The organism is Afipia sp. OHSU_II-C1, from assembly GCF_000497575.1.
Classification (GTDB): domain Bacteria; phylum Pseudomonadota; class Alphaproteobacteria; order Rhizobiales; family Xanthobacteraceae; genus Afipia.
In genome coordinates, this window is the sequence record NZ_APJI01000015.1 from 196,520 (window position 1) to 220,226 (window position 23,707).

General features: G+C 61.1%; 22 protein-coding genes. 15 read left to right on the forward strand and 7 right to left on the reverse strand.

Features of this window, described 5'->3' with window-relative positions:
* Positions 1 to 125 precede the first annotated feature (125 nt).
* Entirely contained in the window at positions 126 to 2,465 is a 2,340-nt protein-coding gene (locus tag I554_RS0117535) for a TonB-dependent siderophore receptor (protein ID WP_024577139.1), read from the reverse strand.
* Positions 2,466 to 2,712: 247 nt separating this feature from the next.
* Here I554_RS0117535 and I554_RS0117540 point away from each other — a divergent pair, with 247 nt between their 5' ends.
* The 12 genes from I554_RS0117540 to I554_RS0117595 all read left to right on the forward strand — a co-directional run bounded on the left by I554_RS0117540 (position 2,713) and on the right by I554_RS0117595 (position 14,512).
* Positions 2,713 to 3,885, forward strand: a complete 1,173-nt coding sequence (locus I554_RS0117540) for a PepSY-associated TM helix domain-containing protein (RefSeq protein ID WP_024577138.1) — start codon at positions 2,713 to 2,715, stop codon at positions 3,883 to 3,885.
* A 194-nt stretch (positions 3,886 to 4,079) separates the two neighbouring features.
* Positions 4,080 to 6,191 carry a TonB-dependent receptor gene (locus I554_RS0117545; protein WP_024577137.1) on the forward strand — a complete coding sequence of 704 codons (2,112 nt, stop codon included), beginning with the start codon at positions 4,080 to 4,082 and terminating at the stop codon, positions 6,189 to 6,191.
* A gap of 254 nt (positions 6,192 to 6,445) precedes the next feature.
* The gene (gene exbB, locus I554_RS25680; RefSeq protein ID WP_029659518.1) at positions 6,446 to 7,387 is read left to right on the forward strand and encodes a tonB-system energizer ExbB; all 942 of its coding nucleotides are present in this window, start codon (positions 6,446 to 6,448) and stop codon (positions 7,385 to 7,387) included.
* A gap of 3 nt (positions 7,388 to 7,390) precedes the next feature.
* A complete protein-coding gene (gene exbD, locus I554_RS0117555) occupies positions 7,391 to 7,819 on the forward strand; it encodes a TonB system transport protein ExbD (RefSeq protein ID WP_024577136.1) in 429 nt (142 codons plus the stop codon).
* A gap of 20 nt (positions 7,820 to 7,839) precedes the next feature.
* The gene (locus I554_RS0117560) at positions 7,840 to 8,592 is read left to right on the forward strand and encodes an energy transducer TonB (RefSeq protein ID WP_024577135.1); all 753 of its coding nucleotides are present in this window, start codon (positions 7,840 to 7,842) and stop codon (positions 8,590 to 8,592) included.
* Positions 8,593 to 8,736: 144 nt separating this feature from the next.
* Entirely contained in the window at positions 8,737 to 9,432 is a 696-nt protein-coding gene (locus I554_RS0117565) for a cytochrome c biogenesis CcdA family protein (protein ID WP_024577134.1), read from the forward strand.
* Between the two features lie 12 nt (positions 9,433 to 9,444).
* Positions 9,445 to 9,996 (forward strand): thioredoxin family protein, encoded by a 552-nt coding sequence (locus tag I554_RS0117570; protein WP_024577133.1) that lies wholly within the window; start codon positions 9,445 to 9,447, stop codon positions 9,994 to 9,996.
* A gap of 113 nt (positions 9,997 to 10,109) precedes the next feature.
* The gene (locus I554_RS0117575) at positions 10,110 to 11,513 is read left to right on the forward strand and encodes a cytochrome ubiquinol oxidase subunit I (protein WP_024577132.1); all 1,404 of its coding nucleotides are present in this window, start codon (positions 10,110 to 10,112) and stop codon (positions 11,511 to 11,513) included.
* A gap of 5 nt (positions 11,514 to 11,518) precedes the next feature.
* Complete coding sequence (gene cydB, locus I554_RS0117580; protein ID WP_024577131.1) at positions 11,519 to 12,532, forward strand: cytochrome d ubiquinol oxidase subunit II; 1,014 nt, start codon at positions 11,519 to 11,521, stop codon at positions 12,530 to 12,532.
* A 7-nt stretch (positions 12,533 to 12,539) separates the two neighbouring features.
* Positions 12,540 to 12,671, forward strand: coding sequence for a hypothetical protein (locus I554_RS26940; protein WP_006023021.1), 132 nt, complete (start codon positions 12,540 to 12,542; stop codon positions 12,669 to 12,671).
* 141 nt (positions 12,672 to 12,812) lie between these two features.
* On the forward strand, positions 12,813 to 13,406 hold the full coding sequence (locus tag I554_RS0117590) for a L,D-transpeptidase (protein WP_024577130.1): 594 nt from the start codon (positions 12,813 to 12,815) through the stop codon (positions 13,404 to 13,406).
* A 56-nt stretch (positions 13,407 to 13,462) separates the two neighbouring features.
* Positions 13,463 to 14,512, forward strand: coding sequence for an amino acid ABC transporter substrate-binding protein (locus I554_RS0117595; protein ID WP_024577129.1), 1,050 nt, complete (start codon positions 13,463 to 13,465; stop codon positions 14,510 to 14,512).
* A 69-nt stretch (positions 14,513 to 14,581) separates the two neighbouring features.
* Here I554_RS0117595 and I554_RS0117600 read toward each other — a convergent pair whose 3' ends face one another.
* Positions 14,582 to 15,721, reverse strand: a complete 1,140-nt coding sequence (locus tag I554_RS0117600) for an acyl-CoA dehydrogenase (protein WP_024577128.1) — start codon at positions 15,719 to 15,721, stop codon at positions 14,582 to 14,584.
* Positions 15,722 to 15,846: 125 nt separating this feature from the next.
* A complete protein-coding gene (locus tag I554_RS0117605; RefSeq protein ID WP_024577127.1) occupies positions 15,847 to 17,031 on the reverse strand; it encodes an acyl-CoA dehydrogenase family protein in 1,185 nt (394 codons plus the stop codon).
* A 196-nt stretch (positions 17,032 to 17,227) separates the two neighbouring features.
* On the opposite strand from I554_RS0117605, the gene I554_RS0117610 reads away from it, so the two are divergent.
* Together I554_RS0117610 and I554_RS0117615 are read left to right on the forward strand one after the other, a co-directional pair.
* Entirely contained in the window at positions 17,228 to 17,776 is a 549-nt protein-coding gene (locus I554_RS0117610; RefSeq protein WP_024577126.1) for a carboxymuconolactone decarboxylase family protein, read from the forward strand.
* A 57-nt stretch (positions 17,777 to 17,833) separates the two neighbouring features.
* Entirely contained in the window at positions 17,834 to 18,352 is a 519-nt protein-coding gene (locus I554_RS0117615) for a VOC family protein (protein ID WP_024577125.1), read from the forward strand.
* Here I554_RS0117615 and I554_RS0117620 read toward each other — a convergent pair whose 3' ends face one another.
* The 4 genes from I554_RS0117620 to I554_RS0117640 form a co-directional block, all read right to left on the reverse strand.
* Positions 18,353 to 19,615 carry an MFS transporter gene (locus I554_RS0117620; protein WP_024577124.1) on the reverse strand — a complete coding sequence of 421 codons (1,263 nt, stop codon included), beginning with the start codon at positions 19,613 to 19,615 and terminating at the stop codon, positions 18,353 to 18,355.
* 145 nt (positions 19,616 to 19,760) lie between these two features.
* On the reverse strand, positions 19,761 to 20,117 hold the full coding sequence (locus I554_RS0117630) for a nuclear transport factor 2 family protein (protein ID WP_024577123.1): 357 nt from the start codon (positions 20,115 to 20,117) through the stop codon (positions 19,761 to 19,763).
* Positions 20,118 to 20,211: 94 nt separating this feature from the next.
* Positions 20,212 to 21,363, reverse strand: a complete 1,152-nt coding sequence (locus I554_RS0117635) for a hypothetical protein (RefSeq protein ID WP_024577122.1) — start codon at positions 21,361 to 21,363, stop codon at positions 20,212 to 20,214.
* Positions 21,364 to 21,641: 278 nt separating this feature from the next.
* On the reverse strand, positions 21,642 to 22,295 hold the full coding sequence (locus I554_RS0117640; RefSeq protein WP_024577121.1) for a glutathione S-transferase family protein: 654 nt from the start codon (positions 22,293 to 22,295) through the stop codon (positions 21,642 to 21,644).
* A gap of 187 nt (positions 22,296 to 22,482) precedes the next feature.
* On the opposite strand from I554_RS0117640, the gene phaZ reads away from it, so the two are divergent.
* Positions 22,483 to 23,706: a polyhydroxyalkanoate depolymerase gene (phaZ, locus tag I554_RS0117645; protein WP_024577120.1), complete on the forward strand. Its 1,224-nt coding sequence runs from the start codon at positions 22,483 to 22,485 to the stop codon at positions 23,704 to 23,706.
* Position 23,707: the final 1 nt, after the last annotated feature.

A 23,707-nucleotide genomic window follows, 5' to 3' on the forward strand; every position in this document is an offset into this window, starting at 1 on the left:
TCATTGACGCGACTTCGTTAGCGCCGAAACACGTTTCGTCCAAGCCCCATTCATGGAGACCTGCTGTTCGGAAAACAAACGGCCGCCCGAAGGGCGGCCGGATTGGTAGCCTCGCCGGATCGCGCTCAGAACGAAGCACGCCCCGTCAGCGCGACATATCGGCCCTGGCCGGGCACTGCATAACCCGCACCGGCCAGCGTGTCGTAGTAATACTCATTCGCGATGTTGTAGATGTTGAGCTGCATGGTGAAATTCTTTGTCACCTTGTAGGCCGCCATCGCGTCGAATCGCCAGTAGCTTGGAACGCGCCCGTCGTTGGTCACGCTGGTCCAGCGCGAATCGAGGAAGACCGCGCCACCGCCGACCGTGAGCAGCGGCGTGATGTCGTACGTCGACCAGATCGAGAACGAATTCTGCGGCGTATTGGCGAGCTCGTGACCGATGTTCGTCGGGGTCAGAGAATTCGTCAACCTGGACTTCAGATAGGTGTAGCCGCCGTAGATGGCCCACTCATTCGTCAGCCTGCCCTGCGCCCCAATCTCGAAACCCTCGACCTGAGAATCACCGATCGCGACATAGTCAGGCGCGGCTGTGGTGCCCCTGTTTTCGTAATCGTTCTTTTTCTGGGTGCGGAAAATCGCCGCGTTCACATCAAGACGATTGTTCAGCAAGCCAATCTTGACGCCAACTTCGTCGGTTTCCGACAGGACCGGAGCGAGCGATTGCTGACCGTTGGTAATGGTGGTGAATTCCGCCGGCGGGTTAGCCGACGTTCCGTGCATGTAGTACACGCTCGAATTCTCGGTCGGGTGAACCACAACGCCGGCGCGGTAGGTCGTAAAGTTGTTGGTGGCATTGAGATTGGTCGGCGTGACTACGGGCGTCGCAGGACCACCGGTGAACCGATTGAAACTGTAGGTCTGGGCGCTCGCCGTATAATTATCAAACCGAACGCCGCCGAGAAGCTCAAGCCATTTGGTGATCTTGATCTGATCCTGCGCATAAACACCAATCGTGTTCGACGAAGATATCGTCGCCGCGGTGGTTGGAGACAATGTCCCCGTCACATAGGGATTTGGATTGGCCACATTGATCCGATAGGCATCGGTAAAGTTTGTGCGATACTGGTCGCGATCCTCGCGGCTGACTTCCATGCCGACCAGCACATTGTGCTCCAGTATGCCCGTGTTGAACTTGGCATTCAGGTCACTGACGTTACTGACAAGCTGGTTGGTGGTCTGGTTCTGAAAGTGATTGGTATTCGCGATCCAGATGTTGCTCAAAGGCGTGCCGGGCGGAAGATTGGTGCCGTAGGCAACACCGCCGGACGGCGTGGGGGACAGGTTCGATCCATTTGCAGCGATCTGCACCGGCCGCGTCCGGTTGAAGCGATCGACGTAGGAAAAGCCGGTCGTGTTCGTGAACTTCAGTCCCGGAGCAAACTCATGCTCGAACTTGTTCATGAGGTTATGGGCCTGAGTTTGCTCGATGTCGTTCTGACCCGGCGTCAACACGCCAAAGTAGGTGTTGCGCGGCACCGGCGCGGGCTGTCTGTACGACGTTCCGAAATAGGAGCCGGGCAGCATCGGAATGCCGCGATCCGCGATGTTGTCGTCATTCTGGTAAATATAACTGAACGTGTTCTTGGTCTGGTTGGTGATCTGATACGAGATCGACGGCGCGAAGCCATAGCGTCTGATATGCGCGGCGTCGCGGCCTGCAATGTCGGTATCATAGCCAAGCGCAGCGAGTCGCACCGCGATGTCACCGAAAGTCTTGTTCACATCGACGGTAGCGCGGCCACCGGCTGCCGACGTACCCGTTCCTTCGATGACGGCAAAGTCACGATTCTGCGGCAGCTTGGACACGATGTTGATGGCGCCGCCGGTCGAACCACGACCGAACACGAACGACGACGGCCCCTTGTAAACCTCAACCCGATCGAAGCTGAAGGCATCGCGTGCATACCAGCCTGGATCGCGGATGCCGTCGCGGTAGATATCGTTACGTGCGGTATAACCACGAATGTTGATCTGATCGCCTTGGACGCCGCCTTCACCAGCCGTGAAGGTGATGCCCGGCACGTTGCGCAACGCGTCTTGCACCGAGGTTGAAGCCTGATCCTGCATCACCTGCTGGGTCACGACGTTAACCGTCTGCGGTGTATCGCGCAGCGGAACCGGCATGCGCGAAAGCTGGGATGTTGCGGGAGCCTGATAACCACCACCGTTGCCCCCGGTTTCCTGCACGTCGATGGTTGGAAGCGTTTCCTGCGCCATCGCGTTGGTCGCCATCATCACCGAGGCAAGGCCAAGCATCGCGGTGCCGGGTTTACGCACCGACGAGCGGATGAAGGGGGACGATGACGGCGATGCGGCGTCAACCTGCGGCGCGGCGACGGCGACGGTATCGCCCTTCTGACTCTTCTTCTTTGACTTGAGAACCCTGTTGAATCTGTTCCGCATCGCTTGCCCCGCAACTCAATCTGCCGCGCGTTCATCAGAACGGCGAACTCAGGGCAGCTTTTGAAAAATGCAGGCCTGCAGGGCAAGGCTTTCAAATTAGAACATCTGCAAACTGACGCTTCAGACACGTTCGTCGATTGCAACATGACGCGCAGCGGGACTAGAACAAGCGCAGAAGTGCACCATCGCACTTGCAGTTACGTATTTTTAGAATCTCTCCAAACTCACTGAATTAGAAACAGTCTAAATGCCGACAGCAACTTCGATACACCGGCGCGGATCGCTGAAGCGGCTCTGGCGCAATATCCATCTGTGGCTCGGCATTGGTCTGTTCATTCTGCTCGTGCCGGTCGCGCTGTCGGGTGCGGTTCTCGTCTATCACGACGACATCGGTGAGTATCTGAGCACGCCGCGCGGCGCAGTGGTGCCATCGAAACCGACGGACCTCACGCTTGCCATCGCAAATGCCCGCAAGGCGGCGGGTGACGGCTTCACGCCGATGTCCATCAGCTTCCCCGAAGATAACCGGGTTCCGCTGACGATCGCATTGCGCGGCCCCGCGGCGAAGGGCGAACGCCCTGTGCGCCTCACCGCGACCATCGACCGCCACGATGCGCGCGTTCTCAGCATTGTCGATTACCGCCAGACGTTTTTCGGCTTCATGCACGTGTTTCATGAGAACCTGACGATCCCCGACTACGGGCGCAGCATCGTCGGATGGACCGGCGTAGCGATGCTGACGCTGTCGCTCACCGGTCTTTACCTCTGGTGGCCGCGGCATGGTCAATGGTCGCGTGCTTTCGTGTGGCGGCGCAGCCCCGCCACATCGTCCAATCTGCATTACATGACCGGCTTCTGGATCTGTTTTCCGCTGACGCTGATCTCGCTGACCGGAATCTATCTGGCCTGGCCGCAACAGGGACGAGAACTCCTGTCGTCGGTCGCGCCGATGACGGAGCAGCAGCGCGGCGGACCGCGCGCTCAGGTGATGGCCAATACGGCGCGTTCGCCAGCCGAGATTTTCGCCACCGCATCCGCGCGGTCGAATTCAGCGGTCGATGCGATCTCCTACCCGAACCCGCAGACCGGTGCATGGCGCGTCCGGCTGCGTGAAGACGGCAAGACAGAGCCCGTGACGATCCTGATCAACGACCGCAGCGGCGATGTCAGTGTCGTCCAGCCACTGTCGGGAGACTGGACTGCATCATGGATCCGCTGGCTGCATGAAGGCAGCCACTCCGGAGAAATCTGGCGCTTTGTCGTATTCCTGAGCGGCATCATGCCTGCGGTGCTCGGCGTCACCGGCATCCTGATCTGGCTCCGCCAGCGCCGTCAGCGCGCGCTGATCAAGAGAGGTGGCCCGCAGACGACGGCGAAGACTCCGCCGCAGTCCGTCGGCAGCGCCGCACCCGCGGAGTAATCACAACCATTCGAGCGGTATCGGTTTCACCCGCAGCGGAACGCGCTTACGCGTCTGCGGCGGGTTGCCGTCGCATGCCCCTTTTCCAGATATCCAGCGCAGTCGCTTATTGAGAATCAATCGCAAATCTCTTGTTGCGAATAATTCGCACTTGCATTATCAACTTCCCGCGAATGGCGTTGCGTGGGGTCAAAATGCGTTTGAAATCATGGGTTTCTGCGGCGGGCATGGCCTGCGTGTCGGTCACAGCCGCGGATGTTGGCAGCAGTCTGGCCCAGGAGGTGCTGCCCGAAATCGCGGTATCGGTACCAGTCCCCACCGGAAACACATCTGACGACGGCTTGCAGCGCGGACCAGTCAACGTCATCGACAATACTTATCAGTCAGCCACCGCGATCACCGGTCGCGAAATCCAGCGCAGCAATGCTGCCTCGCTCGCCGATCTTCTTTCCGGCTTGCCGGGAGTTTCGGCATCGACGTTCGCGCCGGGCGCAAGCCGCCCGAACATCCGGGGCCTCGATGATTATCGCGTGCGCGTGCAGGAAAACGGCATCGGCACCCAGGACGCCTCCGACTTCAGTCAGGATCACGTGGTTCCGGTCGATCCGCTCGCCGCCGACAAGGTCGAGGTGATCCGCGGACCTGCCACGTTGCGCTACGGCTCACAGGCGATCGGCGGTGTGGTGAGCGCCACCAACAACCGCATTCCGGAAAAGCTGGTGGAGGACGGCTTCAGCGCACGCTTCAAGGGCGGCGCATCGTCAGTCGATAACGGGCTCGACGGCGCGGTCAGCCTCGATGCCAGCGGCAGCAATGTAGCCATCCATGCCGATGCTTACGGCCGACGCGCGGGCGATTACCGGATTCCCGGCGGCGTACAGGCCAACACGCGACTGAATACGGAAGGGCAAGCCGTCGGCGGCTCCTACATTTTCGACGGCGGCTATATCGGCACCGCGATCCAGCACATCACCAGCCTCTATCACATCCCCGGCGTGGCCGATGCGCAGCAGAATTCTCGCATCGACATGGAACAGACAAAATGGACCAGCAAGGGTGAATGGCGCGCGCCGGTCGACGGCATCGATGCATTTCGATTCACCTTCGGCGCTAGCAACTACAAGCACAATGAACTCGGTCTCGACGCCAACGGCGTCGACGCCTTGAAAAACGTCATCAAGAACCGTGAGCTGGAAGGCCGCTTCGAGTTCGACCATGCGGCGATTGCGACCGGCATCGGCGCACTCACCGGAACGTGGGGCGCGCAGTTCGGTCATCGCGAACTCGGCACCGACGGCAGCCTCGGCGGCCTTCTGGCCCAAACAAATACAAACACCGCAGCGGTCTTCGCATTCGAGCAGATCAGGTTCACCGACACACTGCGCATGCAGGCCGCGGGCCGCATTGAAAATCATATCGTCAAGGGACTAGCGCCGACCTTCCCGGCGGATTTTCTTCCTCCTCCCAACACGTTCTCGGAAGAACCTGCGCGGCGCACCTTCACACCGAAAAGCACCAGCCTCGGCGTGCTGAAGGACCTGCCATGGGACATGGTGGCAACACTCAACGCTCAATATGTCCAGCGCGCGCCCGCAGCGCCCGAACTGTTCTCCCGCGGCTCGGATGGCGCGTCAGGAACGTTCGTGATCGGAAATCCGAACCTCAAGATTGAAACCGCGCAAACTGCCGAGATCGGACTCAAGCGCGCGAAGGGGCAACTGCGGTTCGAGACCAGCATCTACTACACCTTCTACAAAGACTTCATCTTCAAGCAGGTGACCGGCAATTTCTGCACCGACACCTTTGCGAGTTGCGGCGCCGCCGGGCCGCTGACGCAGGTGGCCTATGGCCAGCGCGATGCAGTTTTCCAGGGCGCCGAAGTCGCAGCCCAGCTTGATGTGACACCGCTCGGTAATGGCGTGTTTGGCGTCGACGGCCAGTACGACATCGTCCGCGCGACCTTCACCGATGGAACCAACGTGCCGCGCATCGCGCCGATGCGGCTCGGCGGCGGCGTGTGGTGGCGCAACGCCGAATGGTACGCGCGGGTGGGGCTGCTGCACGCCTTCGCACAGAACGACGTGGCAGTGAACGAAACCCCGACCGACGGTTACAATCTGCTCAAGGCAGAGGTGAGCTACACGCATACATTCAACAGGACCGATAGCGGGCCGCGCGAACTCGTCATCGGCCTGGCCGGCGACAACCTGCTTAACGAGCAGATTCGGAACCATATTTCGTTCAAGAAGGCAGAGGTTTTGCAGCCCGGGCTCGGCGTGCGGCTGTTCACGAATGTGAAATTCTGAGGGCCGATCAATCTGGAATCGTTCCAGTTTCGGCAAAATCTAGGTCCCTGGTGGCGACAAGGGCATCGCAGTGCACTATTCTGAAAATGAAACTCGCCTCCCGTCAAACGGCTATGGCCGCAGCGCCTCGCTGCGGGTTCATCGACGAGAGCTTTGGACCAAAACTGCACGACGGCGAAAACTGCGAAACAGCGATCAACCCGACGTTCATCCGATGTCGGCAGCAAACGCGATTTGAAAGAAGCGGAGAGCATATGACCAACCCCAGGAAGGCTGCCGGATCTCTGGTCCTGCTCGCCGCCGCAACTTCCTTGATGATTGCGCAGGCTTTTGCACAAACCCCCGCTTCGCCCACGCCATCGGCACAAACGCCAGCTGCGCAAGCCCCCGTCGCGCAGCCGGCTGCGCCAACTGCTCCGGTGGCCGCTGCACCGGCGACCCCGGCGCCTGCTGCTCAGACCCCCGCGTCGCAGCCCGCCGTCGTTGGCCAGACCGCGAAAAATCCAGCCCTGCCGCACAATCTGTCCCCGTGGGGCATGTTCATGGGTGCGGATATCGTCGTCAAACTCGTCATGATCGGCCTTGCAATCGCGTCGCTCATCACCTGGACGATCTGCGTCGCAAAACTTCTTGAACTGCGTCATGAAACCCGGCGTGCGAAGAAACGCATCAAGGTTCTCGCCAACGACATCTCGCTGGCCGAAGCCGAGCGTGACGCCCGCAGCGGCAAGGACGCCGTATCCCGGCTGGTGCAATCTGCCGCGGCGGAAGCGGAGCTGTCGGATACCGTCAACGACGAAGGCTTCAAGGAGCGCGTTGAACTGCGGCTGAGCCGCGTCGAGGCGGCGATGTCGCGGCGGATTTCGCGCGGCACCGGCATGCTCGCCACCATCGGCGCAACCGCACCATTCGTCGGCCTGTTCGGCACGGTATGGGGCATCATGAATTCGTTCATCGGCATTTCCGAAGCCCACACCACCAACCTCGCGGTTGTCGCACCCGGCATCGCCGAAGCGCTGCTTGCCACAGCGATGGGCCTGATCGCTGCCATCCCTGCGGTCGTGATCTACAATCACCTTGTCCGCATGATTACCGCCTATCGCGCGCTGCTCGGCGACGCCACCGCGCAGGTGATGCTGCTCATCAGCCGCGACCAGGGCCGCCGCTCCCTGCGCATCGCGCGCGCTGCGGAGTAAGTCATGGGAGCGCGTCTGGGTGGAAAAGTCGGGGCAGATGACGATCTGTCCGAGACCCACGAAATCAACGTCACGCCGTTCATCGACGTGATGCTGGTCCTTCTCATCATCTTCATGGTGGCCGCCCCGCTGGCGACCGTCGACCTCGGCGTCGAACTGCCGGCCTCGACGGCGACGCCGCCGCCGCGGCCCGACAAGCCGGTCTTCATCACTGTGAAGCCCGATCTCTCGGTCGCGGTCGGTGAGGACATCGTTCCGCGCACCACACTGATCGGCGCGCTCGACACCGCCACCAGCGGCAAGAAATCCGATCCTATCTATCTGCGCGCCGACAAGAGCGTTCCTTACGGCGACCTGATGGACGTGATGAACCTGCTGCGCAACGCGGGCTACCTCAAGGTGGCGCTCGTCGGGCTCGACGCAAGAAACTGACGGCAGAGAGCCTCGCTGCAATGAACACACTCGTCCTGCACGGACCACCCGACATATCCGACGTCCGCCGCTGGAGTCTTGCGGCGGCGCTGGTGGTGGCGACGCATGCAGCGCTGATCGCGGGGTTTGTTCTGTACACGCCGTCGATGCCGGATGCGATCGGCACAGCGTCCGAGCCGATCATGCTCGATCTGGAATCCGCGCCGCAAACGCCAGAGCCGGTGCAGCAGGACATCGCGCCGGGTCCGCAGATGCAGGAGGCCGAACCTCCTGCGCCGGAGCCGGAAAAGCAGCCGGAGGTCGTCGAAGAGCAGATTCCGCCGACCCCGCTGCAGGAAAAGGCTGAAATCGTCGCGCCACCGGAGAAACCGAAACCCGCACCGGAGCCGGTGAAGAAAAAGCCCAAGCCCGTTGTCGAGAAGCCCAAGAAGCCGACCGAAAATCCTGCGCCGCAGACCACGGCAACGCCGCGCGCCGCGCAGGCTGCGCGCGCGAGCTATAACGGCATCCTTTCGGCGCATCTGCAGCGCTACAAGCAGTATCCGTCCGGCGCGAAGGCGGCCGGCGAACAAGGCGTCGCGATGCTGAGTTTCACCGTCAGCCGCACTGGCGGTGTGCTGAGCGCGCGGCTTGCCAAATCATCGGGCTCTGCAGCGCTGGATGCAGAAACCATGGCCATGATCCGCCGCGCCCAGCCGCTGCCGTCGTTCCCGCCGGAAATGACCCAAAGCTCCGCAAGCTTCACCGTGCCGGTGCGATTCTTCATGCGCTGATGCCCGACCGGCACGGTCACGCCGACGTCACGAATACGTGACGCCGCATCCCGTAACATCACAGCCGTTTCCCCCGAAGATTTCCCCGAACCCAGCGATGGCGGGCGCTTCAGCGCGCCGCCCAGGAATTCGGCGGACGGTATCGTGTTCAATCTTGTTCTCGCGGCGCTGGCCGGCGTCGTCACCATTGCGGCCCCCTGCACGTTGCCGGTGCTGCCGATCCTGCTTGGCGCATCGGTCGGACAGACCAGCGTGCTCCGGCCGGCGTTCATCGCCGCCGGATTCGTGATCGCGTTTTCCGTCGTCGCGCTGGCGCTCACCGCGCTGACGCGCATTTTCGATTTCGATCCGAGCGTATTGCGTGATGGCGCGGCCGTTCTTCTTGCGATCTTCGGGCTCCTGATGATCTGGCCCGCACCGTTCGAATGGCTCTCGATCCGGTTTACCGGGCTGACGCAACAGACCTCTGCAGCACGCGACCGTCAGGGCCTGCTCGGCGGGTTCATCCTCGGCACGACTCTTGGACTGGTATGGACACCGTGCGCCGGTCCGGTGCTCGGCTCCATCCTCACCGTTGTCGCGACGTCGAAAGATACCGCATGGGCCTCGTTGCTGCTGGTGACCTACGCCATCGGCGCAGCAATCCCGATGCTGCTCATCGCCTACGGCGGACAGACCGTGACCGCACGCGTGCGCAGCCTTGCGCAAATCGCACCGCGCTTGCAGCAGGGGTTCGGCGTGATCGTGATCGCCTTCGCGGCGGCAACCTACTTTCAGTACGACACGCTCGCCGTGGCGTGGCTGACCCAGTTTTATCCAAGCGGCCAGACCGGCCTGTAAAAGGAGTGACCCATGCGACATCTCACCAGAGTGCTTTCAGCAGCCGCGCTCGCACTGGCGGCTTCAACCCTGCCCGGCCGCAGCGACGAGATCGCTGGCAATGCGACCCAGGTTGCGGAAGTGAATGCCTCCGCGCCCGAATTCACCGGCCTCGGCAACTGGTTCAACTCACAGCCGCTGACGCTGGCGAGCCTGCGCGGCAAGGTCGTGCTGGTGAACTTCTGGACCTATGGCTGTGTCAACTGCGTCAACACCCTGCCGCATGTCACGCAGCTCTATTCCAAATACAAGGACAAGGGTTTCGTCGTGGTCGGCATCCACACGCCGGAATTCCCGTTCGAGCATTCATCGAACAATGTTCAGGCCGCGTTAAAGCGGCACGGCATCACGTACCCTGTTGCACAGGACAACAGGTCCGCGACATGGAATGCCTGGCGCAATCAATACTGGCCGGCGCAATATATTGTCGATCAGTCCGGCCGGATCGTCTACAGCCACGCCGGCGAAGGCGCCTACGATGACATCGACCGCACCGTCGGCAAGCTGCTGAACGCCAGCAGCTAAATGCCGCAGGCGCGATTGCGTCTGAGCCATGCAACTTTATGCACCGCGGCGAATATCAAGGTCGCGGTGCGTATGCTATAGGATTTCCAGATTGGACATGCTGGAGGTCCGCGATGCTTGATGGTTTCGACGCCATTACTTTGGCGCGCTGGCAATTTTCGTTCACGATGAGCTTTCACATCGTGTTTCCAGCCTTCTCCATCGGCCTTGCCAGCTATCTCGCCGTCCTCGAAGCCTTGTGGCTCTGGACCGGCCGAGAAGTTTTCATCAACCTTTTTAACTACTGGCTGAAGATTTTCGCCGTCGCCTTCGGCATGGGCGTCGTCTCCGGCATCGTGATGTCTTACCAGTTCGGCACCAACTGGGCGGTGTTCTCCGACAAGACCGGCCCCATCATTGGTCCGCTGATGGCCTATGAGGTCCTGACGGCGTTTTTCCTTGAAGCGGGCTTTCTCGGCGTCATGTTGTTCGGGCTCAACCGCGTCGGTCACAGGCTTCATTTCTTCGCGACCATGATGGTCGCCATCGGCACATTGATCTCAGCGTTCTGGATTCTCTCGGCCAACTCCTGGATGCAGACGCCGACCGGCTTTGCGATGAATTCGCAGGGACAGTTCGTCGCCGCCGACTGGTGGAAGGTGATCTTCAATCCGTCATTTCCCTATCGCCTTGTCCATATGGTGCTGGCCGCTTATCTCACCACTGCTTTCGTGGTCGGCGCAGTTGGCGCTTTTCATCTGTTGCGCAATTCAAGGCATGAAGGCGCACGCGTGATGTTCTCGATGGCGATGTGGATGGCGGCCTTGGTGGCGCCGATCCAGATCTTCGCCGGAGACCAGCACGGCCTCAACACACTCGAGCATCAGCCGGTGAAGGTGATGGCGATGGAAGGGCACTTCCAAAGCCATCCGAACGGCGCACCGCTGATCCTGTTCGGCTGGCCCGATCAGGACGAAGCGAAGGTGAAATATTCCATCGAAATTCCGAAGGCCTCGTCGCTGATCCTGAAACATTCACTTGATGCACCGCTAAAGGGACTCGACACGGTGCCGCGAGAGAACTGGCCCAAGGTCGGGCTGGTGTTCTGGTCGTTCCGCATCATGGTCGGTATCGGTTTCTTGATGCTGAGCATCGGCCTGTTCAGCCTGTGGGCACGCTGGCGCGGCGTTCTGTATGACTCGAAGCTGCTACATTCGTTCGCGCTGGCAATGGGACCTGCGGGCTTTATCGCCGTTCTTGCCGGCTGGGTGACGACGGAAGCAGGTCGTCAGCCATTCACGGTTTACGGCCTGTTGCGCACGGTGGATTCGGCTTCCCCGCTGGACGCGCCGGCGGTTGCGACCTCGCTGCTCGCCTTCATTGTCGTGTACTTCATCGTCTTCGGCATGGGCGTATTCTATATTCTGCGACTGATGCATGAACCGCCGCATCATGGCGAAGAAGGTCCCCGCGCGGACGCGCCCGCACGCGCGGCGGGCATCACGCCCGCGCAGGCCGCTCACGCAGGACAGGGGTGAACGTCATGGCCGGATTCACGTTCGACATCGCAACACTCTGGGCCTTCATCATCGCCTTTGCCGTCTTCATGTACATCGTGATGGACGGCTTCGATCTCGGCCTCGGCATGCTGTTTCCCTTCTTTCCGAAAAAGGAGGACCGCAATGTCATCATGAATACGGTCGCTCCGGTGTGGGATGGCAACGAGACCTGGCTGGTGCTCGGCGGCGGTGGCCTGATGGCGGCGTTCCCACTGGCTTACGCAATCCTGATGCCGGCGCTCTATACGCCGATCATCGCCATGCTGATTGGCCTGGTGTTTCGCGGTGTCGCCTTTGAATTCCGCTGGCGGACCAAGAGCGAGCGCAACCGCTGGGATATCGCCTTCGCGGGCGGCTCGCTGGTCGCGGCGATGGCGCAAGGCATCGCGCTCGGCGCGATCCTGCAAGGCGTCCATGTCGAAGGGCGTCATTACGCAGGCGGCTGGTGGGATTGGCTGACGCCCTTCAGCATTTTGACAGGCTGTGCGGTCGTCGCCGGTTATGGCCTTCTCGGCGCGACGTGGCTGCTTATGAAAACCGCGGGTGAACTGCGCGACCATGCCTATCGCCTGAGCCGGATTCTGCTGCTCGCGACGATCATCGCCATCGTCGCCGTCAGCGCGGCGACGCCGTTCCTTCAGGCGGAGTACTGGCGGCGCTGGTTCGAATGGCCGAACATCATCTTCGCGGCACCGATTCCGATTGCGGTGGCGGCGATCACGCTGTTGCTGCTGAAGAGTCTCGCTAACAGGCAAGACTACCGGCCGTTTATTCTCTCACTGGTCCTGTTCGGCATCACCTATGCTGGCCTCGGTGTCAGCATGTATCCCTATATCGTGCCGCAGAACGTCACCATCTGGCAGGCGGCGGCGCCCGCCAACAGTCTCAACTTCATGATCTACGGCATCGCGATCCTCGTGCCGACCATTCTTGCCTACACCGCGTGGGCGTACTGGGTGTTCCGCGGCAAGGTGCACGCCGACAGCGGTTATCATTAAGGTGAGCATGACCTCGCCGCCCGAACAGCCTCGCCCCCTGGCGCAGCGTCTGCTGTGGTTCGCGGCGCTGTGGCTGCTGGGTACCGGCACTGTCGCCGCGTTTGCGTATGTCTTGCGGCTCTGGATTGCTCCGCACTGATCGCTGACGATCGCCGATTTTCAGATATATTTTAAGGATTTACGACGCATGGTCGCCCGCCTTCGAGCGCGTGTCACTTGCCAGCCGGGCTCGGCTCAGGTTTGATGAGCGCGGGGCACGAATTAACGCGGGATTCTCGACATGAACATCATCCGCTCTCTCGCTCTGGCAGCGGTCGCCGCCAGCCTGTTGTTCGCGGCGCCTCACGCCTTCGCGCAGGGCCGCGAAATGAACATCGGTGACCAGCCGGGATACATTCCCGATGACGAAGAGCTCGCGCCGGAGTTCAAGCGTACCGCTGTGCTCTATCGGACCACCGAAGCGCCGGGCACTATCATCATCAGCACATCCGAGCGCTTTCTTTATCTGATTCAGGGCAACGGCCGCGCACTTCGCTACGGCATCGGCGTTGGCCGCGAAGGATTTCAGTGGCAGGGATTGCAAAAGATCTCCCGCAAGCAGGAATGGCCGGACTGGACGCCGCCACCGGAAATGATCGCACGCCAGCCTTACCTGCCGCGCTTCATGGCAGGCGGACCGGGCAATCCGATGGGTGCACGCGCGCTTTACCTTGGCGCCACGGTGTATCGCATTCACGGCACCAACCAGCCGCAGACCATCGGCAGCGCCGTGTCTTCGGGATGCTTCCGTCTTGTCAATGCCGACGTCACCGATCTGTTTGAACGCGTTCCTGTCGGCACCAAGGTCATCATTCGCCAGCGTCCCGAAATCTGATCTCCCAATAACGCCCTATCCCTTTTTGCACGCATACTTGGAAGCGAGATTCATTCATGGCCCTTTTTCCCCGTACTTTTGCCTCGGGTCTTACGCTCGGAGCAGTCCTCGCGGTTGCCGTTGCTGCCGCCGCGATCGCCTACGAGCGATACGATACGCGGACACTGAAGCGGACCGTGAAACGCGACGCCGTGCTGTGCGGTGTGAACACTGGACTGCCGGGTTTCTCCATTCCTGACGACAAGGGCAACTGGTCCGGCTTCGACGTCGATATCTGCCGCGCCGTCGCCGCCGCGATCTTCAACGATCCGAACAAGGTGAAGTTCGTTCCGCTTGACGCCAGCGAACGCTTCAAGGAATTGCGCAATCGCAAGGTCGACATCCTGTCGCGCAATTCCACCTGGAGCATGTCGCGCGAAACCGAATACGGCCTGAACTTCGCAGCCGTCGCCTATTATGACGGCGAAGGCTTCATGGTGCGCCAGTCACGCAACATTACGTCGGGTCTCGAACTCGACGGCAGCAAGGTGTGCGTGCAGACCGGCACCACGACGCAGCTCAATCTTGCCGACTACTTCCGCGCCAACAACATCAAGTATCAGGAGCTGAATTTTCCGAATCTCGATGAGGTTCTCAAGGCGTATGATTCCGGACAATGCGACGTGCTGACCACCGACGTGTCGCAGCTCTATGCGCTGCGGCTGCGCCTGACCAAGCCAGCCGAACACGCCATCCTGCCGGACGTGATCTCCAAGGAGCCGCTGGCCCCGGTGGTCCGCCAGCGTGACGACGAGTGGCTGCTGATCGTGAAGTGGACGATCTACGCCATGCTGAACGCCGAAGAACTCGGCGTCACGTCCAAGAACATCGACGACGCACTGAAGTCGAAGAAGCCCGACGTCATGCGTCTGCTCGGCACCGAAGGCGCTTACGGCGAGGAAATGGATCTCACGAAGGACTGGGCCGCGCGCATCATCCGCCACGTCGGCAACTACGGCGAGGTCTACGACCGCAACGTCGGCGAGGGATCGAAACTCAAGATTCCGCGCGGCCTCAACCAGTTGTGGAGCGCCGGCGGCATCCAGTACGCGCCGCCGATCCGGTAATGCGTCTCTATATTTTATCTGGATTGTGATGGCCGGGATCTTCCCGGCCATTTTCTTTGAGCGGCCTGCTCAGTAACCCTTCATCCGCGCCAGTTGCTCGGCGTGATAGGCACTGTCGCCGAAAAGCTCCTGACATACACGCGCACGCTTCATGAAGAAGCCGATGTCGAAGGCGTCCGTCATGCCGACGCCGCCATGCATCTGCACGGCCTCCTGAACGGCCAGCGTCGCGGTTGTCCCGGCTTTCGCCTTGGCGACGGCCACCGCCGCACCCGCAGCGTCGAAATCGCTGTCCAGCATCTGCGACGCCTTCATTACCGCGGCCTTGGTAATCTCGATCTCGGTGTAGAGATGCGCGGCGCGATGCTGCAGCGCCTGGAATTCGCCGATCAGCTTGCCGAACTGCTTGCGTTCTTTCAGATACGTCACCGTACGCGCGAAAGCCTCCTCGCTGAGGCCAACCATCTCCGATGCCACGGCGGCGCGGCCGACGTTGAGAATGCCTTCCAGCAGCACGCCGCCCTGATCGACTTCACCAAGCACACCATCCGCCGTCACCTCGGCATCGTCGAACACAATGCGGGCAGCATTGTGCGCATCGACCATCGCGGTGCGCTCGATCTCGATACCCTTGCTCTTGGGATTGACCAGAAACAGCGTCAGCCCTTCCCGGTCGCCGCTCTCGCCCGCGGTGCGGGCGGCGACAATCAGCAGGTCTGAAACGTGGCCATCGACCACGAGCGCCTTCGCACCCTTGAGTTTGAAGCCATTGCCGGAGCGCACGGCTTTCATGGCCACCTTGGAAGGACGATGCTTGGCGCCCTCGTCCACGGCAAGCGACGCGATCAGATCGCCCTTAGCGATCCTGGGGAGATATTCGGATTTCTGCGCACCGTTGCCGCCGCGCGTCAACGCTGCCGCAGCGACGACACCGGTCGACAGAAACGGCGACGGCATCAGCGTGTGGCCAATTTCCTCCATCACCACACCAGCCTCGACATAGCCGAGTCCGCTGCCGCCGAACTCTTCCGGCACCAGCAGGCCTGCAAAACCTATTTCGGCGAATGTCTTCCAGAGATCGCGCGAAAATCCGGTTGCATCCTTGTCATCGCGCAACTTGCGCAGATGCGCCACGGGCGCCTTGTCGCTGATGAGGCCGCGCGCGCTGTCGCGCAGCATTGACTGTTCTTCGTTGAGGACGAGAGCCATAGGTGTTCCAATCGATATAGATAAACCTGAGTTAGTAGACTGTCATTGCGAGGAGCGAAGCGACGAAGCAATCCAGCTTTACTCAAGGATGGATTGCTTCGCTTCGCTCGCAATGACGAAGTGTTTTACGCGCCGGGCAGATCGAGGATGCGCTTGGCGACGATGCCGAGCATCACCTCGCTGGTGCCGCCCTCGATCGAGTTTGCCTTTGTGCGCAGCCACGTCCGCGCCGTCAGTCCTTCGCGAGAACGAGGGCTTTCCCATTCCAGCGCGTCAATACCGCCAGCCGACATCAGAATCTCGTACCTGCGCTTGTTGAGTTCAGTGCCGTAGTACTTCAGCGCCGACGAATAAGCGGGGTGCCCCTGTCCTGCTTTCGCAAGATCGACCGCGCGCTCGGCGGCACAGGCCATCGCGGCCTCATCGACATCGAAGGCAGCGATCTGGCCACGCAGCATAGGATCGTCCAGTTGCCCGCGTTCATCGACGCCGATGGAGTTCGCCGCCACCTGCCCCAGGGGCCGGGCGCCGCGGCGCTCACCCACCTCGCTGATCATGGAACGTTCGTGCTGGAGCAGATATTTCGCGACGTCCCAGCCGCGATTGACGGTGCCCACCACATGCGACCGCGGCACGCGGACGTTGTCGAAGAAGGTTTCGCAAAACGGCGACTTGCCCGAGATCAGCAGGATCGGCTTGGTCGAGACGCCCTTCGAGGTCATGTCGAACAGGATGAAGCTGATGCCATCGTGCTTCTTGGCGCTGAAGTCGGTTCGCACCAGACAGAAAATCCAGTCGGCAAAATTCGCCATCGAGGTCCAGATCTTCTGACCGTTGATGATGTAATCGTCGCCATCGACATCCGCGCGCGTCTGCAACGATGCGAGGTCGGAGCCCGCGTTTGGCTCCGAATAGCCCTGGCACCACCGGATCAGGCCGGCGGCGATCTTCGGCAGATGCTCGCGCTTCTGCGCATCGGTACCGTATTTCAGCAGCGCAGGTCCGAGCATCCAGATGCCGAAGCTCGACAGCGGAAGCCGCGCGCCGATCGCCGACATTTCCTGACGCAGGATTTTCGTTTCCTCTGGATTGAGGCCGCCGCCGCCATACTCCTTGGGCCAGTCCGGCACGGTCCAGCCCTTGTCACGCATCCGTTCGAACCAGAGGCGCTGCGGCTCTGAGGAGAACGTGGTGTTACGGCCGCCCCAGAACACATCGGCGTCGCCGGTTACGGGCTTGCGCATCTCCGGCGGACAATTGGCCTCCAGCCAAGCGCGCGTCTCGCTGCGGAATTTTTCCATATCGGCCATTCGATCGTTCCTCGGGCTGATGGGCCGCGGCGCAATGGGCGCGGCTTTGTTTATTTTCCGGGCCGGACTCTACTGTCCGCTTGGCGGATTTCAATATCTCGCTGGCGCGAAAGCTTCACTCGGTACGATATGGTAGCCATGCACGACAGCCCAGCCCATACCTCGGCACTGCCGCGTTTAAAACAGAGGAGCCGCCATGCGCCTGAAGACGCTTTCGCCTAGCGAAATGAGCGACGATCAGAAAAGCATCTTTGAAGAATCGGTTTCAGGCAAACGCGGCACCGTCACGCCACCGCTGCGCGCATGGATTTACGCGCCTGAAGTCGCGCGACACGCCAGCCGGCTCGGCGCGTCCCTGCGTTACGACACCACACTCGGTCCGCGTCTGTCCGAGTTGGCCATCCTCGTGACCGCACGGCACTGGAACGCGCAGTACGAATGGTATGCGCACAAGAAGATGGCGCTCGCGGCGGGACTCGATCCGAATATCATCGCCGCCATCAATCATCGTCACGTTCCCGATTTCAACGACCGGAAAGCACAGCTTGTCTACGAATTCAGCGAATCGCTGCACGAAAATCACAACGTGCCAAAGCTGCTTTACAAGGAAGCCGTCGAGATGCTCGGCGAAACCGGCGTGGTCGAACTGGTCGGCCTCCTCGGCTACTACGCGCTGGTGTCGATGACGCTCAACACCTTTGAGGTCGAATTGCCCGAGGGCGAGACCTCCGATCTTGTACCATGAGGAAGGCACTCATACATCGATGAGAGCAGCGCATCGATACAATCGGAGAGACCTGGTATGTCCGGAGAAACCAAGGCGGTATCAACGTCTTTCAAACCGATTGCGGCGGGTACGCGGATCGGCCATGTACATCTGAAGGTCGCGGACCTCGACCGCGCGCTCGGCTTTTACCAGGACGTGCTCGGGTTCGAACTGATGCAGCGCTACGGCGATCAGGCCGCGTTCATTTCCGCGGGCGGCTATCACCACCACATCGGCCTCAACACCTGGCACAGCAAGGGCGGAAGCCCGCCGCCGGAAGGCACCACCGGATTGTTTCACACCGCGATCCTCTATCCGACACGCGCGGCGCTGGCCGATGCGCTGCACCGGGTGCTGTCCGCCGGAATTACGCTGGACGGCGCGAGCGATCACGGCGTCAGCGAGGCGCTTTATCTGCGTGATCCCGACGAGAACGGCGTCGAGCTTTACCGCGACAGGCCCGAGGCCGAGTGGCCGCGCCATCCCGACGGAACGCTGGCGATGTTCACGCACCGCCTCGACGTCGAGGCGTTGCTGCGCGAGCGTGAGGGCTGATCAAATCGTCTTTGGTGTTTTGGTACGAACCAGCACGATCGCGGCCGCGATCAGCTGGAGCATCACGCAGGCATAGAACGGCACAGCGTAACTGCCGAATGCATCGCGCAGCAGCCCCACGATTCCCGGACCGAACGCATAGGTGAACTGGCAGATCGCCGTCACCAGGCTGACCAGCACGCCGAAAGCGACTGCGCTGAATTCCCGCTGTACGATCATCGACGGCAGCGTGATCATGTTCCCCACCGAAAAGCCGAACACCGCGCTGGCCACGAAAAGTGCGGCTTCGTTCCGGGTGTTGATCATCACAATTAGCGCGAGCGCCTGACTGACCGCCGAGGCCGCCGCCGCCTTGCGCTGGTCCATGCGGTCGACAACGAGGCCGAACAGGACCCGCCCGATCACCGCCATCGCGGTCATCAGCGCCACCGCAATGCTGGCGCGTTCGCGGCCCATGATCGGATCGAGAAACGAAATCTGATGCACGATGAAGCCGACCTGCGCGACCAGCAGCAGCGAGAACGGCACCGTGATGGTCCAGAACGAGAGACTGCCGAAGGCAGCATGTCGTATCTGCGCGATCGATCGCACGGCCGGCGCAGGCTCGGCGGTAAACACATCTGTCGGCGGCATCGCGCGTTTCGGCGGCCGGCCCACCCAGATCAGAATCGCCGGTATCGCCAGCAGAAGGATCACCAGCGCCGCACCGATCGACGTTGCAGGGAAGCCGAACTTGCCGATCGCGCCGACCAGCAGCGGCACGCCGAGCACCCCGCCACAGCTCGCGCCATTCAGGGCCAGGCTGATCGCCATGCCCCGCTTCTTGTCGAACCACAATCCCAGCGTGTTGTTGATCGCAGCGAGGCTGGTCCCGGCCCAGCCGAACGCGATCAGCGCATAGGCAACGTATAATTGCCAAGGCGATGTGATCTGCCCGACCATCACGGTGCCTGCGGCGATGGTCACAATGCCGCCGATCAGCAGGCGGCGCGGACCCAGTGTACGGATCGCCTCGCTGACGAACACCACCAGAACCGCGCTGAACAGATAGTAACAGGTGGTCGCCGTCGAAATCAGTGACGCCGGCCACCCATGAAGGCGTTGCAGTTCGGCAAGGTAGACGCCCTGACCGTAAAAGCCCGCAGCCCAGGCGAATGTCGCGACAAGGAAGCAGACCCCGACGACCGGCCAGCCTTCATAGCGGATCGATGACTCGTCGACGATCTTCCCGTCCGCGGTGGGACCCGCGTGAGGTGCATTCATAGTCCGGCGTTCCCTGAAGGAGCTTGGCGCTCTTCTTTTCTGCCGATTCCGGCAGCAATTACGCCATCTGTCAGGATGCGGATCGCGGCGTCAAGCGAGACATCGTCATCGCCCGCATGAAGCCCCGTCATGTCACGCGTGGGGCTTACGCTTTGGCCGCGTTGTAGAAAAACCGCTCACGGAAAATCCTGTCGCCGCGCCATTCCTGCATGGCGATTTCATCGATATGGAGCGTCCTGCCGTCGAGGCCGACAAGATCGAAGTTCCAGTGGATCATGACGTGATCGCCCTCCACCACAGATACCAGCGCCTTGGAGTGGACCTCTTTCATTCGCGCAAGGATGCCGCGCTCATGCGCCACCAGTCCGTCGCGGCCCACGCGCGGCGGCGCGGTGTTCTCCTGCATGCTGGCATCTTCGGTGTAATAGCGCTCGATGGCGCCGGCGTGATCGCCGCTCTCGACCACTGCAATGAATTCGTCAACGCGCGCACGTGTCGGCATCTGTGTTCCCCGGTTTATCAGCCGGAAACACTTAAGCACGCAATGTACAGAACGCTACGGGACGATATGTTGCAGTTTTACGGGTGTCAGGAGCCTACTTGTATAAGTACCCGACCGGCCGGCCTTCGGTGCGGAGAGGACGGACGTCCCTCCCTGTAATGATCTGGCCGGCCAGCCCGTCAATCTCATCCCGCTGCGTCGGCGTCCAACTGCGAAGACTGTCCATGCCCTTCAGCAGGCCAAGCCGCAGGACTTGCGTATTTTCGCCGACACCGACGAGGGAGATCGTATTCTTGCTCGCAGTCACCACATCGCCGGCCGCGAGCTCGAAAGTCTTGCCCGCACTGTCCTTGAATTCGGCCGTGCCGCGAATGACGCGATGGATAACGACCTCGCCCTTCGCGAGACAGGCTGCGTCCGCTGTTGCGGACGTACTCTTGGGCAGGAGCGAGTGCCCGCGCGGATCGGTTGCGATGATGTGGCCGGTGACAAGATGACCGCTTGGAATCTCGATTCCAATATCGCGCACATAAACCGGCATGGCCGACTTGATGAGACTGTCGGGTGAGCCGGCCGCCAGCGGCTTGAACAGCGCATCCAGTGCCAATGGGTCCTGAAGCCAGAAGCCGGCATCGGCCGGGCGATCATGCAGCGGATGGCTCCACGCCACACGCGGCGTTTCATCTTCGTTGATCTGATCCGGACCCACAATCGTCGGGTTGGGAAATGTCGTGGGATCGGTAATGAAGGCTTCAAGAAATTTTCCCGAGTAGCCCATCGAAATCGGATCGGGCGCCACGGTCTGCGGCGTCTTCAGATTCTCCTCCGTCGACAACCCCGACCATGTGTAGAAGAGCTGACGATGCACGATCGCGCTTTGCAGCATCACCGCGCCGGGGCCGACGTTGTAGAAGCGTCCATCGTAATCGAAGGTGAACATGCCCGACGTGACCAGCACGAGTTGGAAGCCGCCCGGCGGAAGATGAAGATGGAAATCGGTGGGACCTGTATCCGGGAGATAGATCGGCAGGTTTGTCGCCACCTCATGGAGCAGGAAGGCTTCGTTATTCGCATGGAAACCTTCGTCCGCGCGGCTGTAGAGCGCCTGCGGGCGATACGTCGCCTCGTATGTCGTATCCTTGTGGCGATCGATGGCGACGAAGCTCTGGGTATTCAGACGAATGGGGGCGCCGTTCGGGCGCGTGAGACCAGACGATTTTGAACCGACCGCAGCATGTACATTCATAGCATCCTCCAATCCGGGCGACCGGCGCCGGCGCAGTTGCTTCTGCAATGCATCATGCGAATTCCACGCCAGCACCCGCATCGCGAGCGGTCACAGCGTGCGGAAGTTTTGCGCAATCAAAGATGTGGCTGAGTCCGTGCGGGATTCAGCCTGATGACGATCTGGGGCCTGGCCGTCGCGCAACGCGCCGCCTCTGGCATCCCAGGAAAGCGCTCGTTCAGGCAAGCACACGCAGCCGCAACCGGCCCAGCGATCAGGCAATTGCGCAGCGCCGCTGCCTAATATTCAACCTCGAGCTCTTCGATTTCGGCCGGCTCCTGCCGCGCGGCCTCGACCCACTCCTGCATTTCAGGAAGGCTCATCACCCGTTTTGCATAGCTCGCCAAGGACGGGCTGATCTGCACGTCGTAGGTCAGGAAGCGAGTCACCACGGGGGCATACATCGCGTCCGCCATCGACCGATGTCCGAACAGGAACGGGCCGCCGGACTTTTCAAGGCAGTCGCTCCAGATCGCGCAGACCCGATCGATGTCCGCCTGCGCCCGCGACCAGACCTTGAAGCCCGGGAAATGCCCCTTGATGTTGACCGGCAATGACGAGCGCAGCGTGGTGAAGCCCGAATGAATCTCGCCGCAGATCGACCGGCAGTGCGCCCGCGGAATCCGCTCGGACGGCAACAGGCCCGCTTCCGGCATGAGATCGTTGAGATATTCGCCGATCGCCAGCGTGTCCCAGACCACCGCCCCCTCATGACGCAGGCACGGCACCAGGATCGACGACGACAGCAACAGGATTTCCGCCCGGGCCGACGGATCGTCCGCCGCCGTGACGATCTCATCGAACTCGAGCCCCGAGAACTTGGTCAGCAGCCAGCCGCGCAGCGACCATGAGGAGTAGTTCTTGCTGCTGATGGTCAACGTGGCCTTGGCCATGGTCGCTCTCCTAACGCCTGCACATCAAAGAGGCGGATCGCACTTTTCCGCCCGGTTATGCCCGCGCCTGCCTGTTGTTTAAGCGCTTGCTCCTTTTACACACAGCAAACGACATGCCAGTCCGAATGGCCGATTGACGGGGCTTTGGCGTCAAGTTTGCATGGCACAAAGCAAGGGAATGTGCCGGATGTCGCCAATGATGTACCAGACCTATCAGAACACCATGGACATGACGGCCCCGTGGCGAAACGGGGCCTCAACGGCGCTGTCCTATCTGAAAATGCTGCCCGAAGGTTTTTCGGACAAGGTGTTCGGCCGCCTCGCCGCAACACTCGAACTGATGTCGCGCAGTTCGCTGACCTACAAGCGGCCGGACTACGACATCAAGCCGGTCGCGGTCGGCAACCGGGAATGGCCGGTGATCGAGGAAGTCCCGTTCGCGACGCCGTTCGGCTCGCTGCTGCATTTCAAGAAGGATGGCGCGCCGGACCAGCCGAAGGTTTTGCTGGTCGCGCCGATGTCGGGTCATTTCGCGACACTGCTGCGCGGCACGGTGCAGACGCTGTTGCAGGATCACGACGTCTACATCACCGACTGGCACAATCCGCGCGACATTCCGCTCGATCAGGGCAAGTTCGGCCTCGACGAATATACCGAGCATCTCATCACCTTCATGGATCAGCTCGGCCCGAAGTCTCACATGGTGGCGGTGTGCCAGCCGTCGGTATCGGCGCTGGCGGCCTGCGCCATCATGTCGGAAGACAATCATCGTGCGCGCCCGGCGAGCCTCACTTTGATGGCGGGGCCGATCGATACGCGCATTGCGCCAACCAAGGTCAACGAATTCGCAACCTCGAAGCCGCTGAAGTGGTTCGAGGACAATCTGATCAACTACGTGCCGATGCAGTGCAAGGGCGCCTTCCGCAAGGTCTATCCCGGCTTCATTCAGGTCACCGCGTTCGTGTCGATGAATCTCGAACGGCACGTCAAGTCGCACAAGGACTTGCTGGAGCATCTGGCGAAGGGTGAGGTTGAGAAAGCCGACACCATCAAGACCTTCTACGACGAGTATTTCGCGGTGATGGATCTGCCGGCGGATTTCTACATCGATACCATCCGCGATGTGTTTCAGGAACACCTGCTGCCGCAGGGCAAGCTCACCTACAAGGGACGCGCAGTGAACCCGGCCTCCATCAAGAAGATGGGCCTGATGACGGTGGAAGGTGAGAAGGACGACATCTGTTCAATCGGGCAGACGCTGGCGGCGCAGGATCTCTGCACCGGCGTGCGCGCCTACCGAAAGGTGCATCACATGCAGGCGGGCGTCGGCCACTACGGTGTCTTCAGTGGCCGGAAATGGAACAACGAAATCTATCCGCTGCTGCGGGATTTCATTCACGTCAATGCGTGAC